24 protein-coding genes are annotated in these 24,997 nt (G+C 64.2%); 17 read left to right on the top strand and 7 right to left on the bottom strand.

All coding sequences use genetic code 11. The features are described from left to right. Positions 1-15: 15 nt before the first annotated feature. A complete protein-coding gene (locus QQK63_RS15200; protein ID WP_277822207.1) occupies positions 16-981 on the bottom strand; it encodes a LysR family transcriptional regulator in 966 nt (321 codons plus the stop codon). A gap of 74 nt (positions 982-1,055) precedes the next feature. Between QQK63_RS15200 and QQK63_RS15195 the strand changes: the two genes are divergently transcribed. The 6 genes from QQK63_RS15195 to QQK63_RS15170 all read left to right on the top strand — a co-directional run bounded on the left by QQK63_RS15195 (position 1,056) and on the right by QQK63_RS15170 (position 7,022). After that, entirely contained in the window at positions 1,056-1,706 is a 651-nt protein-coding gene (locus tag QQK63_RS15195) for an NADPH-dependent F420 reductase (protein WP_277822209.1), read from the top strand. 31 nt (positions 1,707-1,737) lie between these two features. Continuing rightward, positions 1,738-2,133, top strand: coding sequence for a GFA family protein (locus QQK63_RS15190; protein WP_277822211.1), 396 nt, complete (start codon positions 1,738-1,740; stop codon positions 2,131-2,133). A 104-nt stretch (positions 2,134-2,237) separates the two neighbouring features. Beyond that, the gene (locus tag QQK63_RS15185) at positions 2,238-2,975 is read left to right on the top strand and encodes a type 1 glutamine amidotransferase domain-containing protein (RefSeq protein WP_277822213.1); all 738 of its coding nucleotides are present in this window, start codon (positions 2,238-2,240) and stop codon (positions 2,973-2,975) included. A 125-nt stretch (positions 2,976-3,100) separates the two neighbouring features. After that, positions 3,101-3,694: an NAD(P)H-dependent oxidoreductase gene (locus QQK63_RS15180; protein WP_277822215.1), complete on the top strand. Its 594-nt coding sequence runs from the start codon at positions 3,101-3,103 to the stop codon at positions 3,692-3,694. Positions 3,695-3,698: 4 nt separating this feature from the next. Beyond that, the gene (locus tag QQK63_RS15175) at positions 3,699-5,615 is read left to right on the top strand and encodes a cation:proton antiporter domain-containing protein (RefSeq protein ID WP_277822217.1); all 1,917 of its coding nucleotides are present in this window, start codon (positions 3,699-3,701) and stop codon (positions 5,613-5,615) included. Positions 5,616-5,618: 3 nt separating this feature from the next. Next, entirely contained in the window at positions 5,619-7,022 is a 1,404-nt protein-coding gene (locus QQK63_RS15170) for an MATE family efflux transporter (protein ID WP_277822219.1), read from the top strand. A 35-nt stretch (positions 7,023-7,057) separates the two neighbouring features. Here QQK63_RS15170 and QQK63_RS15165 read toward each other — a convergent pair whose 3' ends face one another. After that, positions 7,058-7,897: a GGDEF domain-containing protein gene (locus QQK63_RS15165; RefSeq protein WP_277822221.1), complete on the bottom strand. Its 840-nt coding sequence runs from the start codon at positions 7,895-7,897 to the stop codon at positions 7,058-7,060. A 141-nt stretch (positions 7,898-8,038) separates the two neighbouring features. On the opposite strand from QQK63_RS15165, the gene QQK63_RS15160 reads away from it, so the two are divergent. Then, entirely contained in the window at positions 8,039-8,593 is a 555-nt protein-coding gene (locus QQK63_RS15160) for a hypothetical protein (protein ID WP_277822223.1), read from the top strand. Positions 8,594-8,737: 144 nt separating this feature from the next. After that, positions 8,738-10,993: a putative bifunctional diguanylate cyclase/phosphodiesterase gene (locus QQK63_RS15155; RefSeq protein ID WP_277822225.1), complete on the top strand. Its 2,256-nt coding sequence runs from the start codon at positions 8,738-8,740 to the stop codon at positions 10,991-10,993. A gap of 118 nt (positions 10,994-11,111) precedes the next feature. On the opposite strand, the gene QQK63_RS15150 is transcribed toward QQK63_RS15155, so the two are convergent. The 3 genes from QQK63_RS15150 to QQK63_RS15140 form a co-directional block, all read right to left on the bottom strand. Then, a complete protein-coding gene (locus QQK63_RS15150; RefSeq protein WP_277822227.1) occupies positions 11,112-12,761 on the bottom strand; it encodes a histidine kinase N-terminal 7TM domain-containing protein in 1,650 nt (549 codons plus the stop codon). 277 nt (positions 12,762-13,038) lie between these two features. After that, positions 13,039-14,025, bottom strand: a complete 987-nt coding sequence (locus QQK63_RS15145) for a sensor domain-containing diguanylate cyclase (protein ID WP_277822229.1) — start codon at positions 14,023-14,025, stop codon at positions 13,039-13,041. Between the two features lie 299 nt (positions 14,026-14,324). Continuing rightward, positions 14,325-15,293, bottom strand: coding sequence for a glycoside hydrolase family 5 protein (locus tag QQK63_RS15140; RefSeq protein ID WP_277822231.1), 969 nt, complete (start codon positions 15,291-15,293; stop codon positions 14,325-14,327). An 87-nt stretch (positions 15,294-15,380) separates the two neighbouring features. On the opposite strand from QQK63_RS15140, the gene QQK63_RS15135 reads away from it, so the two are divergent. The 8 genes from QQK63_RS15135 (at position 15,381) to QQK63_RS15100 (ending at position 23,407) form a co-directional block, all read left to right on the top strand. Next, entirely contained in the window at positions 15,381-15,902 is a 522-nt protein-coding gene (locus QQK63_RS15135) for a GAF domain-containing protein (RefSeq protein WP_277822233.1), read from the top strand. Further along, positions 15,889-17,943, top strand: a complete 2,055-nt coding sequence (locus QQK63_RS15130; protein ID WP_277822235.1) for a PP2C family protein-serine/threonine phosphatase — start codon at positions 15,889-15,891, stop codon at positions 17,941-17,943. The genes QQK63_RS15135 and QQK63_RS15130 overlap by 14 nt, the downstream gene beginning before the upstream one ends. Beyond that, entirely contained in the window at positions 17,944-18,288 is a 345-nt protein-coding gene (locus QQK63_RS15125; RefSeq protein ID WP_277822237.1) for an STAS domain-containing protein, read from the top strand. 4 nt (positions 18,289-18,292) lie between these two features. Beyond that, positions 18,293-18,733: an ATP-binding protein gene (locus QQK63_RS15120; protein ID WP_277822239.1), complete on the top strand. Its 441-nt coding sequence runs from the start codon at positions 18,293-18,295 to the stop codon at positions 18,731-18,733. Beyond that, entirely contained in the window at positions 18,734-20,611 is a 1,878-nt protein-coding gene (locus tag QQK63_RS15115; RefSeq protein WP_277822241.1) for a glycosyltransferase, read from the top strand. It begins immediately after the preceding gene. Beyond that, on the top strand, positions 20,598-21,020 hold the full coding sequence (locus QQK63_RS15110; protein WP_277822243.1) for a hypothetical protein: 423 nt from the start codon (positions 20,598-20,600) through the stop codon (positions 21,018-21,020). Before QQK63_RS15115 ends, QQK63_RS15110 begins: the two co-directional genes overlap by 14 nt. A gap of 63 nt (positions 21,021-21,083) precedes the next feature. Continuing rightward, the gene (locus QQK63_RS15105) at positions 21,084-21,728 is read left to right on the top strand and encodes a hypothetical protein (protein ID WP_277822245.1); all 645 of its coding nucleotides are present in this window, start codon (positions 21,084-21,086) and stop codon (positions 21,726-21,728) included. A 377-nt stretch (positions 21,729-22,105) separates the two neighbouring features. Then, positions 22,106-23,407 (top strand): tyrosine-type recombinase/integrase, encoded by a 1,302-nt coding sequence (locus tag QQK63_RS15100; protein WP_277822247.1) that lies wholly within the window; start codon positions 22,106-22,108, stop codon positions 23,405-23,407. A gap of 62 nt (positions 23,408-23,469) precedes the next feature. Here the strand turns inward: QQK63_RS15100 and QQK63_RS15095 are convergent, their stop codons facing one another. Both QQK63_RS15095 and QQK63_RS15090 read right to left on the bottom strand, forming a co-directional pair. After that, positions 23,470-24,297, bottom strand: a complete 828-nt coding sequence (locus QQK63_RS15095) for a hypothetical protein (RefSeq protein WP_277822249.1) — start codon at positions 24,295-24,297, stop codon at positions 23,470-23,472. Between the two features lie 38 nt (positions 24,298-24,335). Continuing rightward, positions 24,336-24,731, bottom strand: coding sequence for a hypothetical protein (locus QQK63_RS15090; RefSeq protein WP_277822251.1), 396 nt, complete (start codon positions 24,729-24,731; stop codon positions 24,336-24,338). Here QQK63_RS15090 and QQK63_RS15085 point away from each other — a divergent pair. Then, positions 24,724-24,987, top strand: a complete 264-nt coding sequence (locus tag QQK63_RS15085) for a hypothetical protein (protein ID WP_277822253.1) — start codon at positions 24,724-24,726, stop codon at positions 24,985-24,987. The two genes, QQK63_RS15090 and QQK63_RS15085, sit on opposite strands and share 8 nt — an antisense overlap. Positions 24,988-24,997 lie beyond the last annotated feature (10 nt).

Below are 24,997 nucleotides of genomic sequence, written 5' to 3'. Positions count from 1 at the left end.
GTGCCCCGGACCGGATCACCCCGGTGCTGCGCCTGAGCCCGCCCCGGGCTTGGCCCCGGTTTCGGCCTGCTCCAGATCGCGCAACTGCGCCCGCAACCACAGGCTGCGCGCCTCCGCATCGTTGCGCCGATGCCAAAGCACCGAGACCGGGAAACGGCGCAATTCAAGGGGCGGCGCGGCCAGAACAAGGCCGAAACCCGGGCCAAAGGCGCGGGCAAGGCGCGCGGGCAGGGTCACGACCGCATCTGATGCCGCCACGGCGGACAGCGCCGGCAGAAAGGCCGGCAGACCCAGCACGATCCGCCGCGACAGACCCATCGCCTCCAGCCGCGTATCGACGATGCCGCGCAGATCGCCACCCGGTGAAATCAGGACATGATCGGCGGCGGCATAGGCCTCGAGCGTCAGGCGCGGGGCTTCGGGCAACACGTCGGGGCGACCGGCGACAAGAAAGGACTCGTGGTACAGGGTCTCTTCGCGGATCACCTCCGGCCGGTCCCACAGAAACCCGAGCGCAAGATCGACCCGACCCTCGCTAAGCGCCTCCACCGCATCGCCGCGCCCCAGCGGCAGGACCGACAGGCACAGACCCGGCGCCGAGACGCGCAACCTTGCGGCCAGCGCAGGCACCAACACCGCCTGTTCCGCATCAAGGGCGGCCAAACGCACCACCCCTTGCGCCGCTGCCGGGTCAAAGGCCTGCGCCGCACCAAGCGCACCACGCAAGGCCTCGACCGCGCGCGCGATCGGCGCCTCCAACGCAAGGGCCGTGGCCGTGGGCTCCATGCCGTGGGGTCGGCGCAGGAACAGGTCATCCCCGAAAATGTCACGCAGGCGTCGCAGGGCTTGGCTGATGGCCGACTGCGTCAGCCCCAGCTCGACCGCCACCGCCGCTGCTTTGCGATGCCGCACAAGGCCGAGGAACACCAGCAGGAGTGTCAGATCGAGCCGCCTGAGTTCCGTTTGGCTTAAGTCAGACATGATTCCAATTCGTTATTCTTTCACTCCAGCCGGTCCTATCTTGGCGACAACGCAGCAGGCAAGGGAATTACGACATGCATATCGCGATCCTGGGAACGGGCGCTCTGGGCGGTGCCGTCGCGCGCGGGCTGGCCGGAAAGGGGCATGACCTGATCCTCGGCGTTCGCGACCCGCAGGCAGAGACGGCGCGCAAATTGGCCTCCGACACCGGGGCCGCCATCGCGGCCGCAGCCGACGCCGCCCAAGCCTCCGAGCTCGTCATCCTCGCGCTGCCATGGGCCGCGACCGAGGAAGTTCTGCCCACCTTGGGGCCCCTCGACGGCAAGATCGTCATCGACGCGACCAACCCGCTTGGCCGCACCCCGCAGGGTCTGGGCCTGACCATCGGCTTCACCAACTCGGGCGGGGAAAAGGTGCAGGGCTGGCTACCCGGGGCGCGCGTGGTCAAGACGCTCAATCAGGTCGGGGCCGAAGTCGTGGCCGATGCCGCCCGCCTGCCGCACCGCCCTGCCATGCTCATGGCCGGCGACGATGCAGCGGCCAAGCTGGCGGTCGCGGAGATCCTGGAAGATCTGGGCTTCGACCCGCTGGATGCGGGCAGGCTGGTGCAGGCGCGGCTTCTCGAACCCTTCGGAATGGTCTGGATCAATCAGGCGATGCTGCGCGGAAAAGGCCGCTCGTGGGCCTTTGCCGCGGTCGAAGCCCAAGCGCCGCCTGCCGCCTGACCCCCACACCCGACGCAGGAGAAAGACACCGATGACCGACCGATTGACCGCAACTTGCCAGTGTGGCGCCGTCCGCCTCAGCCTGCCTGCCACGGCCGCCGGGGTGCTGGCCTGCCATTGCAGCGATTGCCAGAAACTTCACGGAAATTTCAATGCCTTCCTTGCCGCCCCCAAGGCAGAGATCGTCCTTGAGGGGGCCGAGGCGCTGGTCTGGTACCAATCTTCCGCCGAAGCGCGCCGCGCCTTTTGCGGCACCTGCGGCGCGCGTGTCCTCAAGGAAGTGACACCGGCAGGCCGGTGGCTTGTTTCGGCGGGCCTGATCGACGGCCCGACCGGCCGGGGCATCCTCCGCAATCTCTGGGAACAGTCGAAACCCGATTGGTACGACCTGCCACGGGTCACGCCGCACGACACACCGCCCGCATGATCCCTAGGGCCCCTTGCGGCCCCAGTCCACCGACGTCCTGCCTCCGGGCGCTGCGCTTCCCGCGCGCGCCCTCCTTCGACCAACCTCGTAAGAAAGGATACCGAATGTCCGGTTCAATCGACACCCATCGCCAAAAGCGCGTGCTGCTCATTGCGGCCAATCCCGGCACCTCGCCCACCACCGGCTGGCCCATCGGCTTCTGGTGGGCCGAACTCACCCATCCCTACTGGGTCTTCACCGAGGCGGGCTACGGCGTCGACATCGTCAGCCCCAAGGGTGGCGATCTGGTGGCCGATGGCTATTCCGACCCCGCGGACGCCTCGGGCTATTCGGCGCATGACCTGATCTCGCTCGGTTTCAAAACCTCGCCCGCCCATGCCGCCCTGCTTGTTGGAACGAAATCCATCTCGGATGTGGACCTTGCCGGCTATGACGCGATCTTTGTCGCAGGCGGCCAATCACCCATGGTGACCATGATCGACGACACCGAGCTCCACGCCTTCGTCGCCCGCGCCTACGAGGCGGGCAAGATTGTCGCCGTGGTCTGTCACGGAACCTGCATCCTGCTCCGGACGCGCCTGTCGACCGGCGACCTGCTGGTCAAGGGCAAGACATGGACCGGCTTCGCCAATTCCGAGGAAGCCTTCGCCGACGATGTCGTCGGCCTCAAGATCCAGCCCTTCTGGATCGAGGACGAGGCGCGCAATCTGCCCGACACCAATTTCGTCGTCTCGGGCCAGTTCAAACCCTTCGCCATCCGCGACGGCAACCTGATCACCGGGCAACAGCAATATTCCGGCACCCCGGCGGCAGAGCTCGTCGTTGCGGCGCTGGGGCGCTGATACCTCGCCCGCCTGCGTCCCGGTCGGGATGGCGCGCCCAACCATTTCGCATGATGTCCCTGAAAGCAGGCTACGATAGCCGAGAATCGCCGCCCCGGTGGCCCGTCCCGACCAAGGAAGACGCCATGGCACGCATCATCCAGTATTTCGCCCATCCCGGTGTCTCGGCCTCGCGCATCAACGCAGCGCTCTGGCGAACCACCGAGGGCGTCGACGGGATCACGCGCGTGGATCTCTACGCCGCCTATCCGCGCTACGACATCGACATCGACGCCGAACAGCAACGCCTCCGCGACCATGACGTGATCGTCCTGCAATTCCCGCTGTTCTGGTATTCCTGCCCGGCGCTGGTGAAGGAATGGATCGATCTCGTCTGGGAACACGGCTTTGCCTATGGGCAGGGCGGCACGGCGCTGCGCGGCAAGACGCTCCTGCTCGCCATCTCGGCGGGCGGACCACAGGATGCCTACCGCCCCGATGGCTATCAGCATCACGATCTGCGCAGCTTCCTGACCCCCTTCGAACAGACCGCGCGCCTTTCGGGAATGGACTTCCTGCCGCCCTACGTTCTCTACGGCGCGCTCCGGGCGGATCCGGCGGCCCATGCGACGGGCTTTGCACGGCTGCTTGCGGCCCTGCGCGACGACCGGCTCGACCGGGACGCCGCAATGGGCCTGCCGATCCTGACCCACGACACCCTGCCCATCGCGGAGGCCTGAGCCGATGTCCGAATTCCTCTTGCTCGCCTTCCTGTTCCTCGTCGGCGGCGTCGTCGCGGTGCCCATCGCCACACGCCTCGGCCTTGGATCGGTGCTGGGCTACCTGCTCGCGGGCATCGCGCTCAGCCCGCTTCTGGCGCTTCTCCATGTCGATGTCATCGCGATCCAGCATTTCGCCGAATTCGGCGTGGTGATGATGCTGTTTCTCGTGGGGCTCGAGCTTCAGCCCCAGACGCTTTGGGCGATGCGCGCGCGCCTTCTGGGGCTTGGCGGGCTGCAGGTCGTGCTCACCACGGCCCTTCTGGCCGCGGGCATGCTGGCGCTGGGACAGGATTGGCGGATCGGCGTGGCGGTCGGCCTGATCCTGTCGCTCTCCTCCACGGCCATCGTGCTTCAGACCCTCTCGGAAAAGGGCCTGATGCGCAGCGACGGCGGGCAGGCAAGTTTCTCGGTCCTTCTGTTTCAGGACATCGCCGTCATCCCGATGCTGGCCCTGATCCCGCTTCTGGCGCTGCCCGATCTCGCGGGGCACGGCGCGGGCGGCCACGGGGGCGATGCCGCGCACGGCTCCAGCCTCTCGCTGGTCGAGGGGCTGGCAGGCTGGCAAGTGGCCCTCGTGACCGTCACCGCCATCGGCCTCGTGATCGCAGGCGGCATGTTCCTCACCCGCCCCGCCTTCCGCTTCATCGCGGCCGCACGCCTGCGCGAGATCTTCGTCGCCACGGCCCTTCTCTTCGTGATCGGCATCGCGCTCCTGATGACGCTGGTGGGGCTGTCCCCGGCGCTCGGCACCTTCCTTGCCGGCGTGGTGCTGGCCAACAGCGAATACCGCCACGAACTCGAAAGCGACATCGACCCGTTCCGCGGCCTGCTTCTCGGCCTGTTCTTCATGACCGTCGGGGCCAGCATCGACTTCGGCCTCCTCGCCGCCGAAACCCTGCCCATCCTTGGACTGGCGCTTGCGGTGATGGCGATCAAGGGCGGCGTTCTCCTGCTTCTCGCGCGGATCTTCCGGCTGCGCGGCGGGGATGCGTGGCTGCTCGGTCTGGGGTTGGCGCAGGCAGGGGAATTCGGCTTTGTCCTCATTGCCTTCGCCATCGGGGCGGCGGTGCTGCCGCCCGACATCGCGCCCCGGCTGACGCTGGTGGTGACGCTTTCCATGCTTCTGACGCCCGCGCTCTTCATCGCCTATGACCGGCTGATCCGGCCCCGCTTCGACCGCGAGGAACCGCGCGAGGCGGACGCGCCCGAACCCGGCCACGTCATCATCGCAGGGCACGGGCGGTTTGGCGGCATCGTCAACCGGATGCTGCTGGCGGCGGGGCACGAGACGACGGTGCTCGACCATTCCGCGGCACAGCTCGACCTGCTGCGCGCCTTCGGGGTGCGCGCCTTCTACGGTGATGCCACGCGCGCCGACCTGCTGGAGGCCGCGGGCATCGCCGAGGCGCGGCTCCTCGTCGTGGCCATCGACGATCCGGCACAGGCCACGGCGCTCGTGCGCCGCATCCGGCACGAACATCCGCGCGTCCACATCGTCGCCCGCGCGCGCGACCGGCGCCATGTCTACGAACTCTATGCCGCGGGCGCCCACGACATCATCCGCGAAACCTTCGACAGTTCGGTCCGCGCCGGGCGCTCGGCCTACGAGGCGCTCGGGATGCATCCGTTCGAGGCCGAGCGGCTGGCCCGCGCCTTCACCACCGACGACCGGCGCGCGCTGGCCGAACTTGCGCCACTCTTCGATCCGGACCTGCCGGAACAGCAGAACCCGGCCTATCGCGCCCGCGCCCGCGAATTGATGGAGGCGCAGACCGAAGCCTTGCGCCATCGCGGCGGCAGCTTCCGGGAACGGAGCGAGCGCGGCTGGACGCCCCCCACCCCCCGCGATCAGGACATCGCGGCCGAATCCGAAGGCTGACCCATGTCCGGCTCTCCCGCCGTATTTCTGCAAGGCAGCCTGATGCGCCATGTCGTGGTCATGTCGCTGACCTCCAGCATCGGCCTGATGGCGGTCTTCGCCGTCGATTTCGTGGACATGGTCTTCATCGCCATGCTTGGAAACGACGCGCTCGCGGCCGCCATCGGCTATGCCGGCACGATCCTGTTCTTCACCAATTCGATCAACATCGGGCTGGCGATCGTGGCCGGTTCGCTCTGCGCGCGGGCCATCGGGGCGGGCGATAGCGCGCTTGCAGGTGGCCATGCCACGACGGTCTCGGCCATCGGCATCGCGGTCGGCATCCTCGTGCCACTGGCCGCGATCCCGGCCCTGCCCGCGCTTCTGGGCCTGCTCGGCGCCGAGGGCGAGGTCGCGCGTCTGGCCGCCCGCTACCTGACGATCATCCTGCCCTCCATGTCCGTGATGGCGGTGGCGATGATCGCCATGGCGGTGCTGCGCGCGCATGGCGACGCCCGGCGCGCGATGCTGGCGACGCTTTATGGCGGCACGGTCAACGCGGTGCTCGATCCGATCCTGATCTTCGGGCTTGGGCTCGGCCTCGACGGGGCGGCCATCGCCTCGGTGATCGCGCGTTTCGTCATCCTTGCGGCGGCGCTCTCGACCGCGATCTCGCGCCACGACGCCTTTGCCCTGCCCAATGCGACCGCGATCGCAACCGGCCTGCGCGCCGCCCTCGCCCTCGCGGTGCCTGCCGTCCTGACCAATATCGCCACCCCGGTCGGCACCGCCATAGTCACGCGCGAAGTCGCCCGTTTCGGCACCGAGGCGGTGGCGGGCATGGCCGTGATCGGGCGGCTCACGCCCCTGGCCTTCGCGGTGGTTTTCGCGCTGTCGGGGGCCATCGGGCCGATCATCGGCCAGAATTTCGGCGCCGGCCGCCACGACCGGGTGCGCGCAGCCTTCGACGCGGCAGTGCTGTTCACGCTGGGCTATGTGGTCGTGGCCGCCGCGATCCTCTTCGTCCTGCGCGGGCCGATCACCGATCTCTTCGCCGCCGAGGGCGAGGCGCGCGCCCTCATCCTCCTGTTCTGCGGCCCCTTGGCGCTGGCCTCCTTCTTCAACGGCGTGATCTTCGTCTCGAACGCCAGTTTCAACAATCTCGGGCGGCCCGGCTGGTCGACGGCGATCAACTGGGGGCGGCACACCCTTGGAACGTGGCCCTTCGTGACGGCCGGGGCAGCGCTTGGCGGGGCGGCGGGCGCGCTTGTCGGTCAGGCCGCGGGCGGGGTGCTCTTCGCGGCGCTGGCCTGGTTGCTTGCGCGGCGGCTGATGGATGGCACGATGCCGCCCGATGGCCAGACGCCCGGCGATCCCTTCGCCGTCCAGCACAGCCGCTGGCAGATCCTCACCGGCCGCCACCGCTAATCCGCAGCCGCAGGCCCGCACGAAACCGCCAAACCCTAGGACGCGACATTCACCCTGTTGCGCCCCTGCTCCTTGGCCTCGTAGACAGCGCGGTCGGCACTCACGATGCCCGACGCGGGATGCTGACCCGGCTGGACGAAAGCCACCCCGATCGAGATCGTGACCGCGCTTTCGTCCACATTCACCTCGGTCTCGATCGCCCTGCGGATCCGTTCGGCGACCCGGCAGGCCTCCGCGTCATGGGCACCGGGCAGGAAGGCCACGAATTCCTCGCCCCCGAACCGCGCGACGATATCCTTCGACCGCAGATTGGCCGCGATCAACGCCGCTGTCTGCGCCAGGACATCATCGCCCACCGCATGCCCGTGCCGGTCGTTGATCCTTTTGAAATGATCGATATCGAGCACCATCACCGCTCCCGCCTGCCCGGCCGGCACGGCGGCATCGAAGCCGCGCCGGTTCAGCAGGCCGGTCAGGGCATCCTCGTTGGCCTGCCTCTGGTTCTCTTCGACCGTGTCGGTAAAATGCAGGACCAACCGGTTGGTCCGCGCCATCAGCCGTCCCACCTCGTCACCGTAGTGCGACGGCAGGCGCGGGCTTGTCCCCGCCTCTTCCACCTGTTGCATCGTCTGTTCGACAAGATAGAGCGGCCGCAGCATTTCACGCAGCGCCAATAGCGTGGTGGCCGTGCCAACCAACGTCGCGCCCAACGCCCAGAGCAAGATACCCACCTGACCTGCCAGCGATCCGTTCGTCAGAATCGCCTGACCGACCAGCACAAGCAGCGGAACATGCGTCCCGACAAAGGCGACCGCAAAGACCTTGGCCGTGAAACTTCGGGGGAAAACCCGGGACAAGACGCTGTAAAGCCACATGTCTCGCACCTCACTCAATATACCGAACCCTGTACGGGATGCGGACATCACGACATCCGCCCCATCCGTGACTGCAACCTGCGAATTGACCGTTGCGCATCAATCGCTCATTGAAAAGGCAGGTGGTGATCAAGTTATCTTTTGGCGCAGTCCTATCCATGGAGGGAAAAGCATCCGGCAAGGCCTGCCAAAAATTTCGCCAATCTGAATTTATGTCACATCGGCGATAGCTTTTGCCTCATTTGGCAATATGAATTCCCTTTGAAACCGGATCGTCCCCGGACCACCCACATCACCGCGACGCGCCGAATTGGCATACGGCGACTGGCAGACCACAACCTGCTGGTATGTCTGTTTTTTCTCGCAGCGTCGCGGCAGGTCCCACATAACCGGCAGGCCGCGCGCGGCCCAGCGCGCCGCCCTGCGCCCGTTGCCGACCACGCACACCGCGCTTCAAAACGCCACCGCAGCCCCGATCAAATCGCCAACCGACACGCCCCCGTCCGCCGCGAATGCGGAATGAACCATGGATGGCGTATTTGTGATCAGGATCTCTCCGATCGAAAAAATCCTTGCGTCAACGCGCACTTGGACGTGATATTGAAGAAAATTACTGCCCGCCATCCCAAGGACAGCCGAGGCAGAACGGTTCATTTGTCTTACAAGCTCGATTTTTTCCGCTCAGATGTAAACTGATGACGCCACGAAGACGGATCTAGGGGCTGGTTTTTGGAAATAAGCTCTTCATTCATTTTCCTGCAGAGCTTGGGCATCCTAGCGCTTTGTACGCTTTTTGCCGTCATCATCATCGAGCGCCGGGCGGAAAACCGGCTGGGCCAAATGCGCCTCTCGGGCCCCTTCCTCAAACCCAAGGACGGGCTGGTTCTCGGGCTGGTCTTCGGCTCGACCTGCGCCGTACTGGTCCTGTCCGCCCATCAGACCGGCGCGGGCTCGGTCGTTGATGCCCGCGCCGCCCCCGCGATCCTGTCGGGCATCCTCGGCGGCCCCGTCGCGGGCTTGGTTGCGGCATTGGTGGGTGGCCTCGCGCGCTACTATGTCGGCGGGCCCTTCGCGGTGGGCGGATCGCTGAGCATCGGTGCCTACGCTTTGGCAGGTTTCTTTCTGGGCAGACTGTTCAAGTTGAACATGCTCGACGACTCATTGGCCGCGATGCCCAAGGTCATCCTCATCGCCATCATATGCACCGTCCTGATCACCCCGGCCTTCTTCGTGGATCAACCTTTCGACGTGGCCTTCCCGGCTTTCAAGACGGTCTTTCCCATCCTGGTGCTTCAGAACATCTTCGGCACGGCGCTGCTGGGCGGCACGCTTCTTTTGCTCTTTCGATCCATCCAGAACCGCAAGCGCCTCCTGCACGCCATCGAAGCCTTGCCCGAGGCCTTCGTCATCTACGATGCCGACGACAGGCTCGTCATCTGCAACAAACGCTACCGCGAAGTCTATGGAAACTCCGCCGCCTCCATGCAACAGGGCATGAAATTCGAAACCATCCTCCGCTTCGGCCTTGCGAACGGGCAATATCTCGACGGCATCGGACGCGAGGAGGAATGGCTTGCCGAACGCCTCGAACGGCATCGCAATCCAACCGGCCCCGTCGAACAAAGCCTGCCGAACAACGAATTCGTACAGGTCCATGAGGTGCGCACGGATGATGGCGAAACCGTGGGCTTCCGAACCAACATCACTCTGCTGAAACGCCAGCAGCAGCGCCTCGAACATCAGGCCGCAAGCCTCAGGGAAAAGGCCGAGGAACTCAGCCTCGCCAAGCAGCAATCCGATATCGCCTCCCGGACGGACGAATTGACCGGCCTCGGAAACCGGCGCGGCCTCAACCGCAAACTCGTCGAATTCGCGGATCGGCTGACCCCGGACAAGGAACTCTGCGTCCTGCTGATCGACCTCGATCATTTCAACGCGATCAATGATCTGTTCGGCCATGTGGGCGGGGATCATGTCCTGAACAATGTCGCCCGCATCCTCGAGCAAAGCGCGCCGCCTGACGCCTATGTCGCCCGCAGCGGGAGCGACGAATTCATCATCGCGATGCTTCGGGAAAAAGACGATGGCGTCGCCGCGCAAACCGCACAGGCCATCATCGACGCCTGCGACAAACCCTTTGTCTACGAGGGCAAGGAACTGCGCTACGGCGCAAGCATCGGCATCACCATCACCCAGAACCCCGGCTGCACCAGCCTGATCGAGAATGCCGATATCGCCCTGCGCAGTGCGAAACGCTCCGGTCGGCGGCAATACCGCCTGTTCAGCCAGGAATTGCGCAGCGAGGCCGAGCACAAGAAATGGATGGTCGACGAATTGTCCAAGGCCATCGCCGAAGGCGCGATCCTCCCCCATTTTCAGCCGCAGGTCAGCAGCGCGAACTACGGACTTGTCGGTGTCGAGGCGCTGGCGCGCTGGCACCACCCGACCAAAGGCTGGATCCCCCCCGATGTCTTCATTCCGCTGGCCGAGGAATTCGGCCTCCTCGCCCGTATCGAACGCATCATCGCGCGCGACTCCATCATGATGGTGCAGCGCCTCAAGGCCGATGGCATCGACATCCCCAAGCTGTCGATCAACGTCAGCGTCCGGGCCTTCGAAACCACGGCCGCGCTCGGAACGCTTGAGGAGCTCAAGCCCTGGCCATGCCGGATCGCGTTCGAATTGCTCGAAACCGTCGACTACACCTATGATTACAAGCAGCTCGGCCCGCTCATCCAGAAGATCCGGGCGGGCGGCGTGGAAATCGAACTCGACGATTTCGGAAGCGGCCACGCCTCGCTGACCACGCTCCTGAACTTGCGCCCGGACCGGATCAAGCTGGATCGGATGCTGGTGGCGTCGCTCGACAGCCATGACATCGGCGTCAACCCGCTGGTGAGATCGATCACCGAAATGTGCCTGCGGCTCAAGATCCCCATGACCGCCGAGGGCGTGGAGAAGGAAAATCAGGCGCTGGCGCTGGCCGCTCTTGGTTGCGATGCCTTCCAGGGGTTCATCTTCGCGCCTGCTCTGCCGGAACAGGACCTGCGCGACTGGATCACCAATATGAAGACCAACGGGCTTTCGATCCGCTGAACTCCGCGCCCGAACCCCGGCCCCCGCATCATCCGCTGCCCCTAGGGGTGGCCTCGGTTGCGCGCACGACACTCGCCTGCCCCGATCTTCCCCTCATGACCGGCAAGCCGGACCCCGGTCATGGCCCCGAGAACCGTCGCCCCTCGCGGATCGCAGACAGGTTGCCCTCCGAAACGACCCGGTCGCGCCCGCCCACCTTGGCTTTGTAAAGCCGCGCATCCGCACATGCGTAAAGCGCTTCCAGCGTCGTGCCGTCCTCCGGCGCGCCCGCCACGCCCGCCGAAAAGGTCACAAGGGCCTCGTCACGCTCGCGCAGCGCGACGGCTTCGCCCAGCCGCGATCTCATCGTGTCGATCAGGCCGACGAAATCCGCCATCGACATGCCCACAGCCATGACCACGAATTCCTCGCCGCCGACACGAAACACATCGGCATTGGGCGGCAGCGTATCGCGGACAAGGGCGGCGAAATTCTTCAGCACCCTGTCGCCCACGGTATGCCCCAGCTTGTCATTGATCGCCTTGAAGTTATCGAGGTCGATCAACGCCACCGAAAACGCCCCCGGCCCTACGGCATCGGCGCGCATTTCCAGCGCACGACGATTGCCGATCTTGGTCAGCGGGTCCGACATCGCCGTGGTTTCCGCGATCTCGCGCAGTCGCGAAATCTCGCCCAGTTGAAGGCGCGATTGCTCCAGCGCCGCCTTCAGCTGCGCATTCTGCGTTTCCAGCGCAGTCATGTCCGTCATGATCGCGACCGCCCCCAGATGCGCGCCCGTCTCCGACAAGGGGCGCGGGATCGGCAGCACCCTGAGATTGAACAAACGCCCCAGCACGCTGATATCGGTCTGCCGCGTATGCGGCCCGGTGTCGGTCAGCACTTCGGCGATCGGGGCAAAGGGCCCCTCGGCGCTCAGCCGGTAGTGCTTGCCCAGCTCCGGCATCAACCGCAAGGACGCGGCATTCGCGCCGACCACCACGCCGCCCGCATTGACCACCAGAACGGGATCGTTCGTGTTGAAATACAGCAGGTCGCGCGCGACGCTCACAAGGTCCAGCCCCCGCGCCGCATAGATGGCCCAGGTCAACACCAGAAGCACGAAGGAAAAGGCGAAGGGCGTGGGGTCGAACCCCGCGATATCCCCATCAAAGAACAGATAGGAAATGTTCGACACCATCGGCACCAGCGTCGCGCACATCAGCAGGAACATCAGCGGGCGCAGCGTCCGCGATGCCCGGAACGCGCCCGTCGCCGACACCACAAGGCTCACGATCATGAACCCGTACAAAAACGCCGCGATCCCGTAGAACAGCGGCCCGTGATCGAACCGCACAAAGGGCCGCCCCGTCTCGGTGACCAGAGCGGTGCCCGCCCCGTAGAGCAGCCCGTGATAGGGATTGGTAAAGGCCGCCGCCGAAATCCCCGTCACGATCAGGCCGATCGCAAAGACCTCGGCCCATTGCCAGCGCGTCATGCCATTGAAACAGAAATGCCAGATGAAGAAAGACCATGCCACGGGCACCAGCGCGATGGCGGGCCAGGTCGCCGTCGCCGCCGCCATCTTGCACCCAAGACCCTGAACCATCATCTCGACCGTGGCCATCACGACCCAGATCATCATCCCGATGACGGTCGCCACGAAATACCTGCGCCCTACGAAATCCTCATGACGCAAGATCCATGTGGCAAGGACCACAAGACCCAATGCCGTCGTCGCGCTCGTATAGACGGGGAGATCGAGCAAGATGTCTTGGAAACAGCCCGTCACGACCAATTCTCTCCATCCCGGAAATGCGCACTCACATTCGCGACACCGGAAAACTAGGCTTTTTCCATTCTCATGGAAAAGGAATTTGTCGACTATTACGCACGGCCGCGCGTCCGGATTGTCCAAAACGACACGCAAAGCCGTGCCGACACGTCAATTCGCGCAGAATATCCAGAAAGATTTCCCTCACTCCGAGACTATTTGGATATGAATTCGTCCAAAGATAAAATTATAAATCCAAAGACGCGAAAATATTGCCGCCTGTCCCCTGCGCGAATCACGCACCATCCGCGGATGGCGGCACCACGCATAACTCGACGCGATTGCGCCCCTTGTTCTTGGCTTCGTACAGCGCCTTGTCGGCCTGCGCATACCACGCGTCGACACTGCCCATCCCGGGGGTCAAGGCCGCGACCCCGAAACTCGCGCTGAACCGCAGCGTTTCGCGTTCCGGCAGGCGGATCGTCTCGATCGCGGTGCGGACCCGCTCGGCCACCACCTGCGCCACATCCACACCCACGTCGCGGATCACGATGCCGAATTCCTCGCCGCCGATCCGGCCCACCCTGTCATCGGGACGCACCGACACCAGCGTCTTTTCCGCGATGGCGATCAGAACCTCGTCCCCGACCGGATGGCCGTAGTCGTCGTTGATCCGTTTGAACCGGTCTATGTCCAGCACCACGAGGCAGGATTGGCTCTGCCTTTGCCGAAAGGCGCGAAACGCGATGTCGAGCAGATCGAAAAACGCCCCGCGCGACAGAACCCCGGTCAGCGCATCGCGGCTCACCTCCGTCCGCAGCTTGATCTGCGACGCGACGATCTGGGCGAAATGGCGCAGCATCCGCGCCTCGGCCTCCGAAAAGAGGCGCGGCGTCGTACCAAGGATACAGACTGACCCGATGTTGAAGCCGTCGACGGCGATGGGCGCGCCCATGTAACAGCGCACGTCCGGCTCCGACGTGACCAAGGGATTGTTCGCGAAACGCGCATCACGCGTCGCGTCATTGACCCTCATCACCTCCGGTGTGCGGATCGTGTGATCGCAAAACGCGATGTCGCGCGGTGTTTCGGACATGCCGATCCCATGCGACGCCTTGATCCACTGGCGGTCCTCGTCGATGAAGGTGATGGCCGCCATATCCGCGCCGAAGGACGATTGCACAAGGTCGACGATCGCGTCGAATTCCGTCTCAGGCATGGAATCAAGGATGTTCTGCTGGCGCAGTTTCGTCAGACGCTGGCGTTCATGTCCGGCATTCATCGTCAAACTCGATCCTTTGTGCCACGCGGCGTGCTGCATGCCGGGCCCGATTGCAGGGGCAAAGCCCACCTCCAATCGTGCCAAAGGCCTGACCAAAGATAAGCCGTTCGCTGGATATATCGGAATAGGAGGAAGCCCTTGAACGCTAATCAGAATAAACGAATGCCAGCAAGCAAACGAAATACTTACTATTCACACTTTGGTTTATCTCGTCGGGAATGACCGGGAAACCCGCCTGTTCCGAACCGGACAGGTTCGGAATTACCGCGCCAGCCGGGTTAATGGCGGCACGCGACCCTTCAGCGATCCGTCGGACCAAACAAGGCGTCCCGCATCCCTTCCGTCCAATCGCCGGTTCGCGCATCCACGATGTCGAACCCGGCCCGATAGGCCCAATGGCACCACGCTATGCCTCGCGCCTCGGCGGCCTCGCGCACCACCCGCGTCCAATGCATCCGCGACACGGGATCGGCCCGCTCATAGACACCGAATTCCCCCAGAAAGATCGGCGCTCCAAGATCCGGAATGCGATCAAAATCCGCCCGGACCGCCGCCACATCTTCCGCCGTACCCCAGCCCGAGGCCGGAAACCAAATGTCGATCCACTCTGCCTGCTGGTGCGTGAACACATAGGGTTCGTAGTAATGGAAGGTCAGCGCGATCCGACCATCGGGGATCGGCAGGGCCGCAAGCTCGTTCAAATCGTTGCTGTTGCCCCCGCCCAAGATGATCCATCGCTCGGGATTGTGCCTGCGGATCTCGGGGATGATCGCGGCGTAAAGCGCATGAAGCCTCTCGCCCCCCAGCGCCCCGCGCGGTTCGTTCAAAAGCTCGAACACCAGCCCGTTGTCGTGCCCGGCGTAATGCTGCGCCAATTCCGTCCAGATCGCGTGAAAGACGGGGGCCTGGCCCACGGGGTCGGCCATCAGGCCGTCGAAATGGTGCAAATCCAGGATCACCTGCAACCCGACCGACCGCGCCTGCGCGATCACCTCGTCGACGCGGCGCAGAAATTGCGGGTCGATGCGACCGTCCCAATGGCCCGAAAAGCGCACCGGCAGGCGCACCGTGTCGAACCCTTGGTTCGCGATCCACACCAAGTCCTCGAAGGTGATCGGCGGCCCCCAATCCCCCTCCCTCGGCGCATCCAGCGCATTTCCCAGATTGACGCAGGTTGCGACCGGAAAGGCATCGCTCCGCCCGGCCGAAAGACCCAGCGCCGAAATAGTCATCATGACAGCCATCGCAATCCGCACAAAGGTAACCATGGCTTGCATCGTCCCGCCCACTGCGCGACAAGGTCAATCGTATTCGTAGCGTAATGGAGTGTTCCTACCGTCAAGAAAAGGTGCCGCATGGCGGAACTCGGACAGGAGGACATCGCCTACCCCGTCAAGCATAATGAATTTCTCAGACTGCTTCGACTGCGGGAAACCGGCTTGGCCCCTGCCCTGCAGGATCCGGCACTGGACCAACTCTGCCAAGAAGCCTGCGCCCATTTCAGGGTCGCCACAGCCGCGGTTACGATCCTCTCCGAAGAGCTTCAACATCTCCGCGCCCGGGCCGGCATAGAGGCCGAGACCACACCGCGCTCCATGGCCTTTTGCAACTACACGATCCTCGAAGACGAGGTTTTCGTGGTGCCCGACGCCCTGAAATCCGACATCTTCCGCACCAATCCCCTTGTCACGGGGACCCCGTTCATCCGCTTTTATGCCGGGGCGCCGCTCCGCTACAGCGACGAACTGACCCTCGGCGCCTTCTGCCTTCTCGATCCCGCACCCGGGTCCTTCTCGCTGGGCGACCGCGCTGAATTGCGCGATTTCGCGGATCGCGCGGTCTCCCACATCCACAGGTGGGTCCTTGACCATAGATGAGGGCCATATCCGGTCGGGCGTCCGCTGGGTAACGGGCCGCGCCACTGCCGCGCCTTCCGACGAGGCCCGGCCGCCGCGCTATTTCAAGATGGCCGAGCGCATGGCAACGTCCCGTCGCGGCCTGACGCTGCGTTTCGCCCTTCTGGCCGTGACCTCGCTCTTTGGCCTCGGTCTTCTGGGCGCGGTTGCCATCAACGGCGTCCAAAGCCTCGAGACACTCCGGAATTACCGCATCGAACGCGATATCGACCTGACGCGCCGCGCGATCCGCAGCGCCATGATCGACGCCGAAATCGCCGCCCGCCAGATCCGATATACCGACCTCGGCGTGGACCAACTCGGCGATCCCATGGGCTTGCTGCAGGGCGTCATCGCGCGAACGGCCACCGCGCGCGATCTCGCCGAAATGCGCGGCGACAGCATCGGCGCAACGCGCCTGTCGGATCTGCTGGAGGAGGCCGAAGCGCTCCGGACACGCCTGTCCGCCTCGGGCGAGACCGGTGCCTCCGACAGGCGGCAGATCGCGACAGACCTCGATTTCCTTGCGGGTGCCTATGCCGACCAGCGGCGGGTAACTTCCGGCAGGCTGCACCTCGTGGACGTGCAGATGGCAATGCTCCACCTCGTGCGCGACCGGACGATCGAACGGCACCAGAACCTCGAGGTGATCACCGACATCGTGATCGACGCGCTGACCGGCGACCGTCCCCTGTCAGAAGGCTCGGTCCGGACCCTCGACCGCGCGCTGATCCGGTTGCAGGCCCCCGATCTGGAACTCATCTCCACCCTTGAGCACAACATCGACATCCCCATCGGCGCGCACCAGGTCCTGTCCGAGGTGATCCGCGCAGGCTACTCGTCCGACCTCGAAGCCGTCGCCGCCCAACTGGCCGACGGTACCGCCAACCCGACCGTCGTGGCGCGCTGGCTCGAACGGCTCGAACAGGCGGATTTCCTGATCCGCAACATCCTCGAAGAAACCGACCGGATCGCCTCTGCCCATATAGCCGATCGGATCGACCGTGCGGCACGTGACGCCACGATCGCGACCATCGGCGGCCTCGCCGTGCTGCTGATCTACGGCCTCGCGATCATGATGATCGTCCGCCAGCTTCTGCTGCCAATGGCGGCCCTGCGCGACACGCTGATGCGGCTTGCCGGCGGCGACCTGCGCCCGATCGAAGACCACGCCACCCGCTTCGTCGATGTGCGCGCGGTGATGGATGCGCTGCGCGTCTTCCGCATCGACGCGATCCGGCGCGACCGGTTGGAGCAGGAACGCCGCAAGCTGACCGGGGACCTGACGGCAGCCAACCGCGAGATGCGCGCCGACCTCGACGCCGCCGCGGCCCTGCAACTGGCCCAACTGCCCCAACCCGGCACCATCGGCCCGTTCCGCTTCTTCACCTTCTTCCGGGCCTCCAACCATCTCGGCGGCGACAGTTTCGATTACTTCAGCCTGCCCGACGGGCGCGTCGTCCTGTTCGAACTGGACGTGGCAGGCCACGGCACGGCCGCATGCCTTGTCGCAACGGCGGCCCATACCGGCCTCAAGCGCAGCCTGCAGGAGATGGGCGACGGCATAGGCCCCATCGACATCTTGCGCGATTTCAACGCCGATTGGCGCGACGACCTGCCCTATCTGACCGCGCTCGTGATGTTCGTCGATCCGGAAACCGGAACCGGGCGCATGGCTCAGGCCGGCCACCCCAACCCGCTTCTCGTCCCCGCCGAGGGCGCGGTGCAGTGGCTGGGCACCGGCGGGCTGCCCATCGGCGTCAGCGCCACCCCCGATTACGAGGAAAGCCCCTTCCAGCTGGCCCCGGGCGACCGCCTCTTCGTCTTCTCCGACGGGATCTACGAGGTGCAGAACCCCGCCGGAACCGTATTCGGCGAGGAACGGCTGGCCGACATCATCCGCTCCGCGCGGACGCGGCCCAACGACATCCTCGTCCACGACATCCTTGCCGCGCTGACCTCTTGGGCCGGCAAACCGCTTCTGAACGACGACATCAGCCTGATAGTGATGGAGAGAACCTGAATGGGGATCGAAACGACCGAGACCATGACCAAGGGCGTGCTTGTCCTTGCGATCAAGACAGCCCGGCTGGACGCAAGCAATTCCCCCGATCTCCGCCTGTTGCTGCTCGAACGGATCGAACAGGGTCAGGGCTACATCGTGCTCGACCTCGCGGCGGTGGGCTTCATGGACAGCTCGGCCCTGGGCGCGCTGATCGCCGCGATCAAGCGCATGGGCACCGTGGGCATGATCGGTATCGCCCGTCCGACACCCACCGTGGCGCGCCTGCTGACCCTCACGCGCATGGACAAGGTCTTCACGATCGCACCCTCCGTCGAAGACGCCGTGGCCAAGATAGCGGATTGATCCGATGACCCCGTACCCCGAGAAGTCGATCTTGGTGGAACGCGACCTGTCCGCCGTCGCGCATGCCGCCTGCATCGTCCGCGATTTCGCGCAATCCCACCTCGACGAACTTCTCGCCGGTGACGTGGAACTCGCGGTCGTGGAAACGCTGACCAACGCCATCAAACACGGACAGGTCCACAACCGCGACGACAACGACATCTTGATCACGCTCAAGCTCGACGGCCCCGATCTGGTCGTCGACATTTTCGATCACGCGCCCCTCGTGCCGCCCGACTCCTTCGATCGCATCGCCGCCGACCACCTCGACATGGACCCCGCCAATCTCGACAGCCTGACGGAAAGCGGGCGCGGTCTGGCGCTCATCCTGCTGTCCATGGACGAGGTCACGCTGCACGCCGATGACGCGCTGTTCCGCCTGCACATGCGCAAAAGGATCCCGTGAATGCCTGACGCACCCGACCCTGATTGGCCCCGGGAAACCCGGTTCGAACGTCAGGAACCCTGGGTGGCGGATGCACCGGGGCCCCTGCGCCTCGCGCTTTGGCAGTTTCTGGCCACTTCCAGCCTCGTTTTCGGAACCTGGTACATCTGGTGGCGCTGGACCGCCTCGCTCAACCCCGATGCCCTGTGGTTCTCCATCCCGCTGGCGCTGGCGGAAACCATGGCGTTCTTCGGCCTCATTCTCTACACGGTCAATCTCTGGACGCCGCGCGGCCCCCGGCAGCGCGAGCTTCCCGTGACGCTCTTCGACACCATCGGCATCGAGGACCGCGACGGAACGGATCGCCCGGTCGCGGTCGATGTGTTCTTCGCCACCTATAACGAAGACCCCGAAATCGTCCGCCAAGGCCTGAGATCGGCCAAGGATCTCGCCTATCCGCACGAGATCCGCATCAAGATCCACGTCCTCGACGATGGCCGCCGCCCCGCCATGGCCGCCGTGGCACAAGACGAGGGGGCCAATTACATCACCCGCAACGACAATGTCGGCTACAAGGCCGGCAACCTGCGCAACGCGATGGAAAGCACCTCGGGCGATTTCATCATCATCTGCGACGCCGATACGATCCTCTTTCCGGATTTCCTGACCGAGACGATGGGCTATTTCCGCGACGCCCGTGTCGCTTGGGTTCAGACACCGCAATGGTTTTGGGACATCCCGCCGGGCGTGCCAGTCTGGGCGGCGTGGCGTCGGCGCTTGGGACGGGTCGGGGAACGTCTTGGCCATGCGGTCGAATGGCTGGTCGGGCCGGTGCGCTTCGGCACCGATCCTTTCGCCAACGATCCGCAGATGTTCTACGATTTCATCTTGCGGCGCCGGAACTGGGCCAATGCCGCCTTCTGCTGCGGCGCATCCTCGATCCATCGGCGCGAAGCGATCATGGAAACCGCCGTGCGGATCTGGGCCGATCGGGTCGACCGCGACACGCTGGCCGATGACAAGGCCGTGCGGCGTCTGACCGGAGAAGCGGTGATCTTTGCCGCCGTGCACGACAGCGCCCGCATGAGCCGCGCCCGCGAGATCGATTTCACCCCGTTCAAACTTCACGTCTCCGAAGACATCTACACCTCCATCCAGATGCACAGCGACCGGTGGCGGCGCTGGCGCTCGGTGATGCATCCCAAGATCGTGTCGCGCATGATGTCCCCCAGCGACATGCTCAGCTGGACGATCCAGCGCTACAAGTATGCGGGCGGCACGCTCGACATCGTGTTCCACGACAATCCGCTGTTCCAACGCGGCCTGAGCCTGCCGCAAAAGCTGATGTATGGCGCGACCTTCTATTCCTACCTGTCGCCGATCTGGAACGTGATGTTCTTCATCGCACCGATCATCTTCCTGACGACGGGGATCGCGCCGGTCGCGACCTTCTCGCTGGAATTCTTCCTGCACCTGATCCCGTTCCTGCTGCTCAACGAACTGGCGCAACTCGTGGGCCTGTGGGGCACATCGGTGATGGGCGGGCGGCGCTGGCACTTGGCGATGTTCCCGGTGACGCTGGGCGCGCTCTGGTCGGTGCTGCGCGGCAAACGCATCGCCTTTCCCGTGACGCCCAAGGACCGGACCGAGGGCCGTTTCCTGCGCCTTGTGAAGTGGCAGATCGCCTTTTCCATCGCCATCCTCGGCAGCCTCGGGCTGGGCTGGATCTATTTCCTGCTGGGCGAACCGGGCTACAGCCTTGGCGCCATCATCACCAATACCGTCTGGAGCCTGAACAACTTCCTGTCGCTCTGGGTGATGATCCGGGCGGCGACATGGTCGCCGGATCCCGAATTCGACAAACCCGTCATGGAAGGATATCGCGATGAAACGGCGTAGCGCTCTGCACGCGGCACGCGAACAGATCGTCTGGATCGCAGCGCTCGTCATCTCGACAGCCATCGTGGTGCAACTCGAACGGCTCGAGCTTCAGGGCACGAATGAGGCGCTGACCAGCAACCCCTTCGACAGTTCCACACCCCCGGCGGCGGACCTGCTCGCCCAGATCCGCGCGCTCGGCGACGGGCAGGCAGCGGGCGCGCAGACCATGGCGCAGGACGCGACGGCCCTCGCCCTTGTCCTCCTCATGGCAGACACCCCGGTGGACATGACCCTACGCGCCGAGGCCGAGGCCATGCTTCTGACGCTCCAAGATCGCCTGAGCGGCGGCGACGACGACCCGATCCTGCGCTCCGCACAGGCCCTGCTGGAAGCCGCGCTCGACCTCGACCCTGGGGCGGCAAACTAGGATCGCGGCGCGCGGGATGGCACCAGCGCCCGCCAAGGCGCCGACAGATGCAGGAGGATCACGATGACGGGCAGTAGTATCCGGATCGCAACACGCACCGCCAAGCGTGGGGCGACATTGTGCGCGCCGCGCCCGGGCCGTTCTGTTTCGGCCGCAGCCCTCGTCGCGGCCCTCGCCCTCTCCACCCTGCCCGCCCGCGCGGACGGCTATTTCATCCAGACCGACCTCGGGCCAGAGAACCAGTCCCTTGTCGCCACCTTTGCCCAGGGACGGCTGAACTACGGGCTCAACGTCTCCGCCTACGACGACGGTCGGGCGGCCACCATAAGCACGACCTACGCGCTGGATCTCGGCGGGCTGGCGACGCTCAAGATCGGCCCCGCGCTGCGTTTCGAGCAGAAGGAGGTCGGCGCGGAAGACCTCGACCTCGGCCTTCGCCTCTCGCTCGAACGCTACCAGCCCACCGATTTCGGAGCGGTCTACGGCCTTGCGGAAATCGGCTCCATCGACGAGACTTGGTTCCTGCTCGGCCAGATGGTCCTGCGCGATGGTTTCTCCTTCGAACTGTCCCGCGGTGGAAGCGACAGCTACACCGAAACGACCTTCGCCGTTCAGCAACAACTGGGCGACGGCCCGGTCCGGCTGCGCCTGGGGTACAGAGCGGAGGATACGGAGTTTTTCGTCGGCCTGAGCGTCAACACTTTCTAAACGGATGACGCCGCATTTTAACGCTTCCGCAACGATTGACGCCAGATCCAGGCGATTTCGTTAACCGGTTTACCACGTTCCTGACGGCCTAATGTCCGCCCCCGTATCACCCAGCCCCCAAACCAGATGCCGCGACCGACAATGGACGAAAACGCCATGTCCGGCCACGCCTCGGCAAAATCGCGGCCAATGGCGGAGGAGGTGAAAAGTGAGGAAGGACTTCAGCACCTCTCACGAAACGTCAGGACACACCCATAACCTGATGTTTTAAATTACGAATATCCGTCACGACACATCAGGAGGCTTCAGGGCGCGTTCGAGCAGCCCACCGCCATTTGATACCCTGCCGGCAAGCGGTAGCAGAAGGAAATGCGCCCATGCCGTTGACTGTGAAACAGATCGAGAGCGCCCGTTACGGGCTGGAAAAGGAACGTCTGGGTGATGGCGCCGGGCTTTACCTGCGGCTTTTTCAGAACGGAGCGAAGAGGTTCCAGGTGCAGGTTGCCAAGGAACCGAGGAGCAAAGCCCGTGGCTGGGTGACCCTTGGCGATTATCCTGACCTTAGCCTGAAGGCCGCGCGCGGCGTTGCTGCCCGTGTGCGTGCGATGGCCGATGAGGGCATGGCTATTCCCGAGATCAGGCAGGCGCTCGCACTCGATGAAAACGCCACGAACAGTGCGCTGGAGAGCGATGGCCGGGTGGCACCGCGAAAACGCAGCCAGAGCAAACAGCCTCTGCCCGAGCCGAGCGACCCTCTTCTTCTGCGCAACGCAGCCGCGGCATGGTTCGAAAACAAGCGCGGCACGCTCAGCAACGGCAAGCATATCGACCAGAATTGGAACACGATCGCGACATATGTCTTGCCGGAGCTCGGAGACCGGTTGGTGACCGAGATCCGCCGGAAGGACGTCGTCGATACGCTCCGGCCGATCTGGCATACGAAAAACACGACCGCGTCACGCACCTTGGCGCGCCTGAAGGAGATCATCGAGCTCGCGCGCCTGACGCATGATCTCGAGATCGTGAATCCTGCCGAGTTCTGCAAGAAGACGGCATTCGGCTACACCAGCCGCCGCACGAAACATCATGCCGCCCTCCCGGTAGAGCGCGTGCCCGAACTTTGGCAATGGCTGGAAGAAGTTACCTGCGATGAGACCACGCGGCAGGCGGCCCAACTTCTTCTGTTAACGGCCAAGCGCACGAACGAAGTCCGCTTTGCTGCTTGGCCTTTGATCGACATGGATGCAGGTATTTGGACCACGGAGGCCGGCTTGATGAAATCCCGGCTCATGCATCGTGTGCCGCTCAGTTCGCAGGCCAAGATCCTCCTGCAAAATGCAGCCTTGCTGGCGCCCGACGCGAAGCTCGTTTTCGCGAAACCCAAGACCAAGAGTGGCAGCTTCAGCGAGAACACCATCCTGCAACTCGTGAAACGCTTCGAACCTCACCTAACGGGCCACGGGTTTCGCGCGAACTTCAAGACGTGGGCCCGGCTGCAGAAACGCTATGACCGCGACGCAATCGAGTTTGCCCTGGCCCATGTCCAGAACAGCCTAGAAGAAGCGTACATGCGCGATGATCTTCTGATAGAACGCGCACAGCTCATGCAGGACTGGGCCGATTTCGTGACGGGCGGAACGGCTCCCGCGTCGCTCTCCGAGAAACTGGGCCTCCGGTAACGGGGTGCAGATGGAACTGCGCTGTGATCGACCCTAAGCTGGGGCGATCGCAGCGCAGTTGATCAGAACCCCATGCTCTGGCTCTCGGGATCTTCGTACGGCACCTGGTCAACGGGCTCGGGGGCTGCCTCTTCCACCAGAGCTTCCGCCGTCTCGTCGGTTTCAACGTCGGCCGTCTTTTCGGTGGTGATGTCCGTTGCCTTGTCCGTGACGACTTCAAGCGCCTCGATTGGCGGAGCTTCATGCACGTGAGCGACCGGTTCCGCTGGCGAGTGAGCGGTGGCCTCGTCGGTCTGTGCAACCGCAAAACTTGGCCACTTGGCCTGAAGTTTTTGCACGAAGATGGAGGCGAGAGAAAATTCGAAACCTTCATGCTTGGGCGACTGCCACACCACGACCAAGGCAGGATCTTGTGCCACGAGGGTCGCGATCTCCGAGACCCGCTTCAACCTCCGCGCAGCATCTTGTTGCCAGAAATCCACCCCGATCAGGACAAGCCGCAGACGACGATCCTGCGGTGCCGGTTCCGGGATGTCGGAGCAATCGGACAAGCCGTCTCGGAACACACGGAAGGCATCGGCGACATCCGGATCCTGTGCCGGCAGGGTTTCTGCATGCCTGAGGATAGCGCGCAGGATTGCCGAGGTCTTTTCATGATCGACAGCGAACCAATCGCCGGAGCATTCGGGCCGCGAGATTGGCCATCCCTTCCGCTTTACGAGATTATCCCAGCCGAGGCGACTTGCCATGGCGATGGCAAACCGGTGCGCGCTAGTCCCTTCAGCGGCGGCCGACGTGAGCTTCATACCAACCTTGGAAAAAAAGAGTTGGCTGGAGTCGGTAAACCGGATGAACAGGGAACTCGTGCGGCGGTCCACCGTGATCTTCATGTGAAGCCGCAGGTCGCGAGCGACCGCCCTCGCCAGTTTCAGGAGCCGTCCCCGTCCTCCGGTTCGAACAGCTGATCGAAGAGGTCGGACTGTCTGTTCATCTGCCGCTCGAGGATAGTGAGCTTTTCTGAGAAGTTCTCCTGCATTTCCATCAGGCGAACCGCCTGGCTCTCGATCATTGCTTCTAGCCTCGTCATGCTGTCGGACATCGCCGCGAGGGTCGAAGCCAGTCTCTCGGCCAGTTCGAGGTTCTTCGCATCTGGCTGATCGAGCAGGACTTTCAGGTCCAGCAATTCTTCCGTGTTGGCGCGCGTGACGCACGTCGTTTGATCTATCTTGCGGGAGCTGACGCGCAGTTCCTGCAACTGCCTCTGGATCTCCAAATTCGCGAGGGAGGGATCGGTTATGGTCGGCGGCGAAAGGGGCTTGTTCATTCTCAATCTCCTTGAGGACTTTCATGAGCTGGACGGAGTTTGCGGGGAGTGCGGCCAGAAAGCGGCGCATCTCGAGGTCGCGCCGGGCGGCGAGGATCTTCTTGTTAAATTCAAACCGCGCGGCGAGCCTCGTGGGCGTCAGGTCATCGCTCAGGTACTTGCCGCGGATCTCGATGGCATCATTGTGAGTGAAGGCATAGCTGGGGTATCCATGCCCATTCGGGCTGATCTCCACTTCAATCATGAAGCGGCCTAGGTCATATGCG

This window comes from Roseicyclus marinus, assembly GCF_030163795.1.
GTDB classification, from domain to species: Bacteria; Pseudomonadota; Alphaproteobacteria; order Rhodobacterales; family Rhodobacteraceae; genus Roseicyclus; species Roseicyclus marinus.
This window is presented reverse-complemented; position numbering and strand designations above follow the sequence as displayed.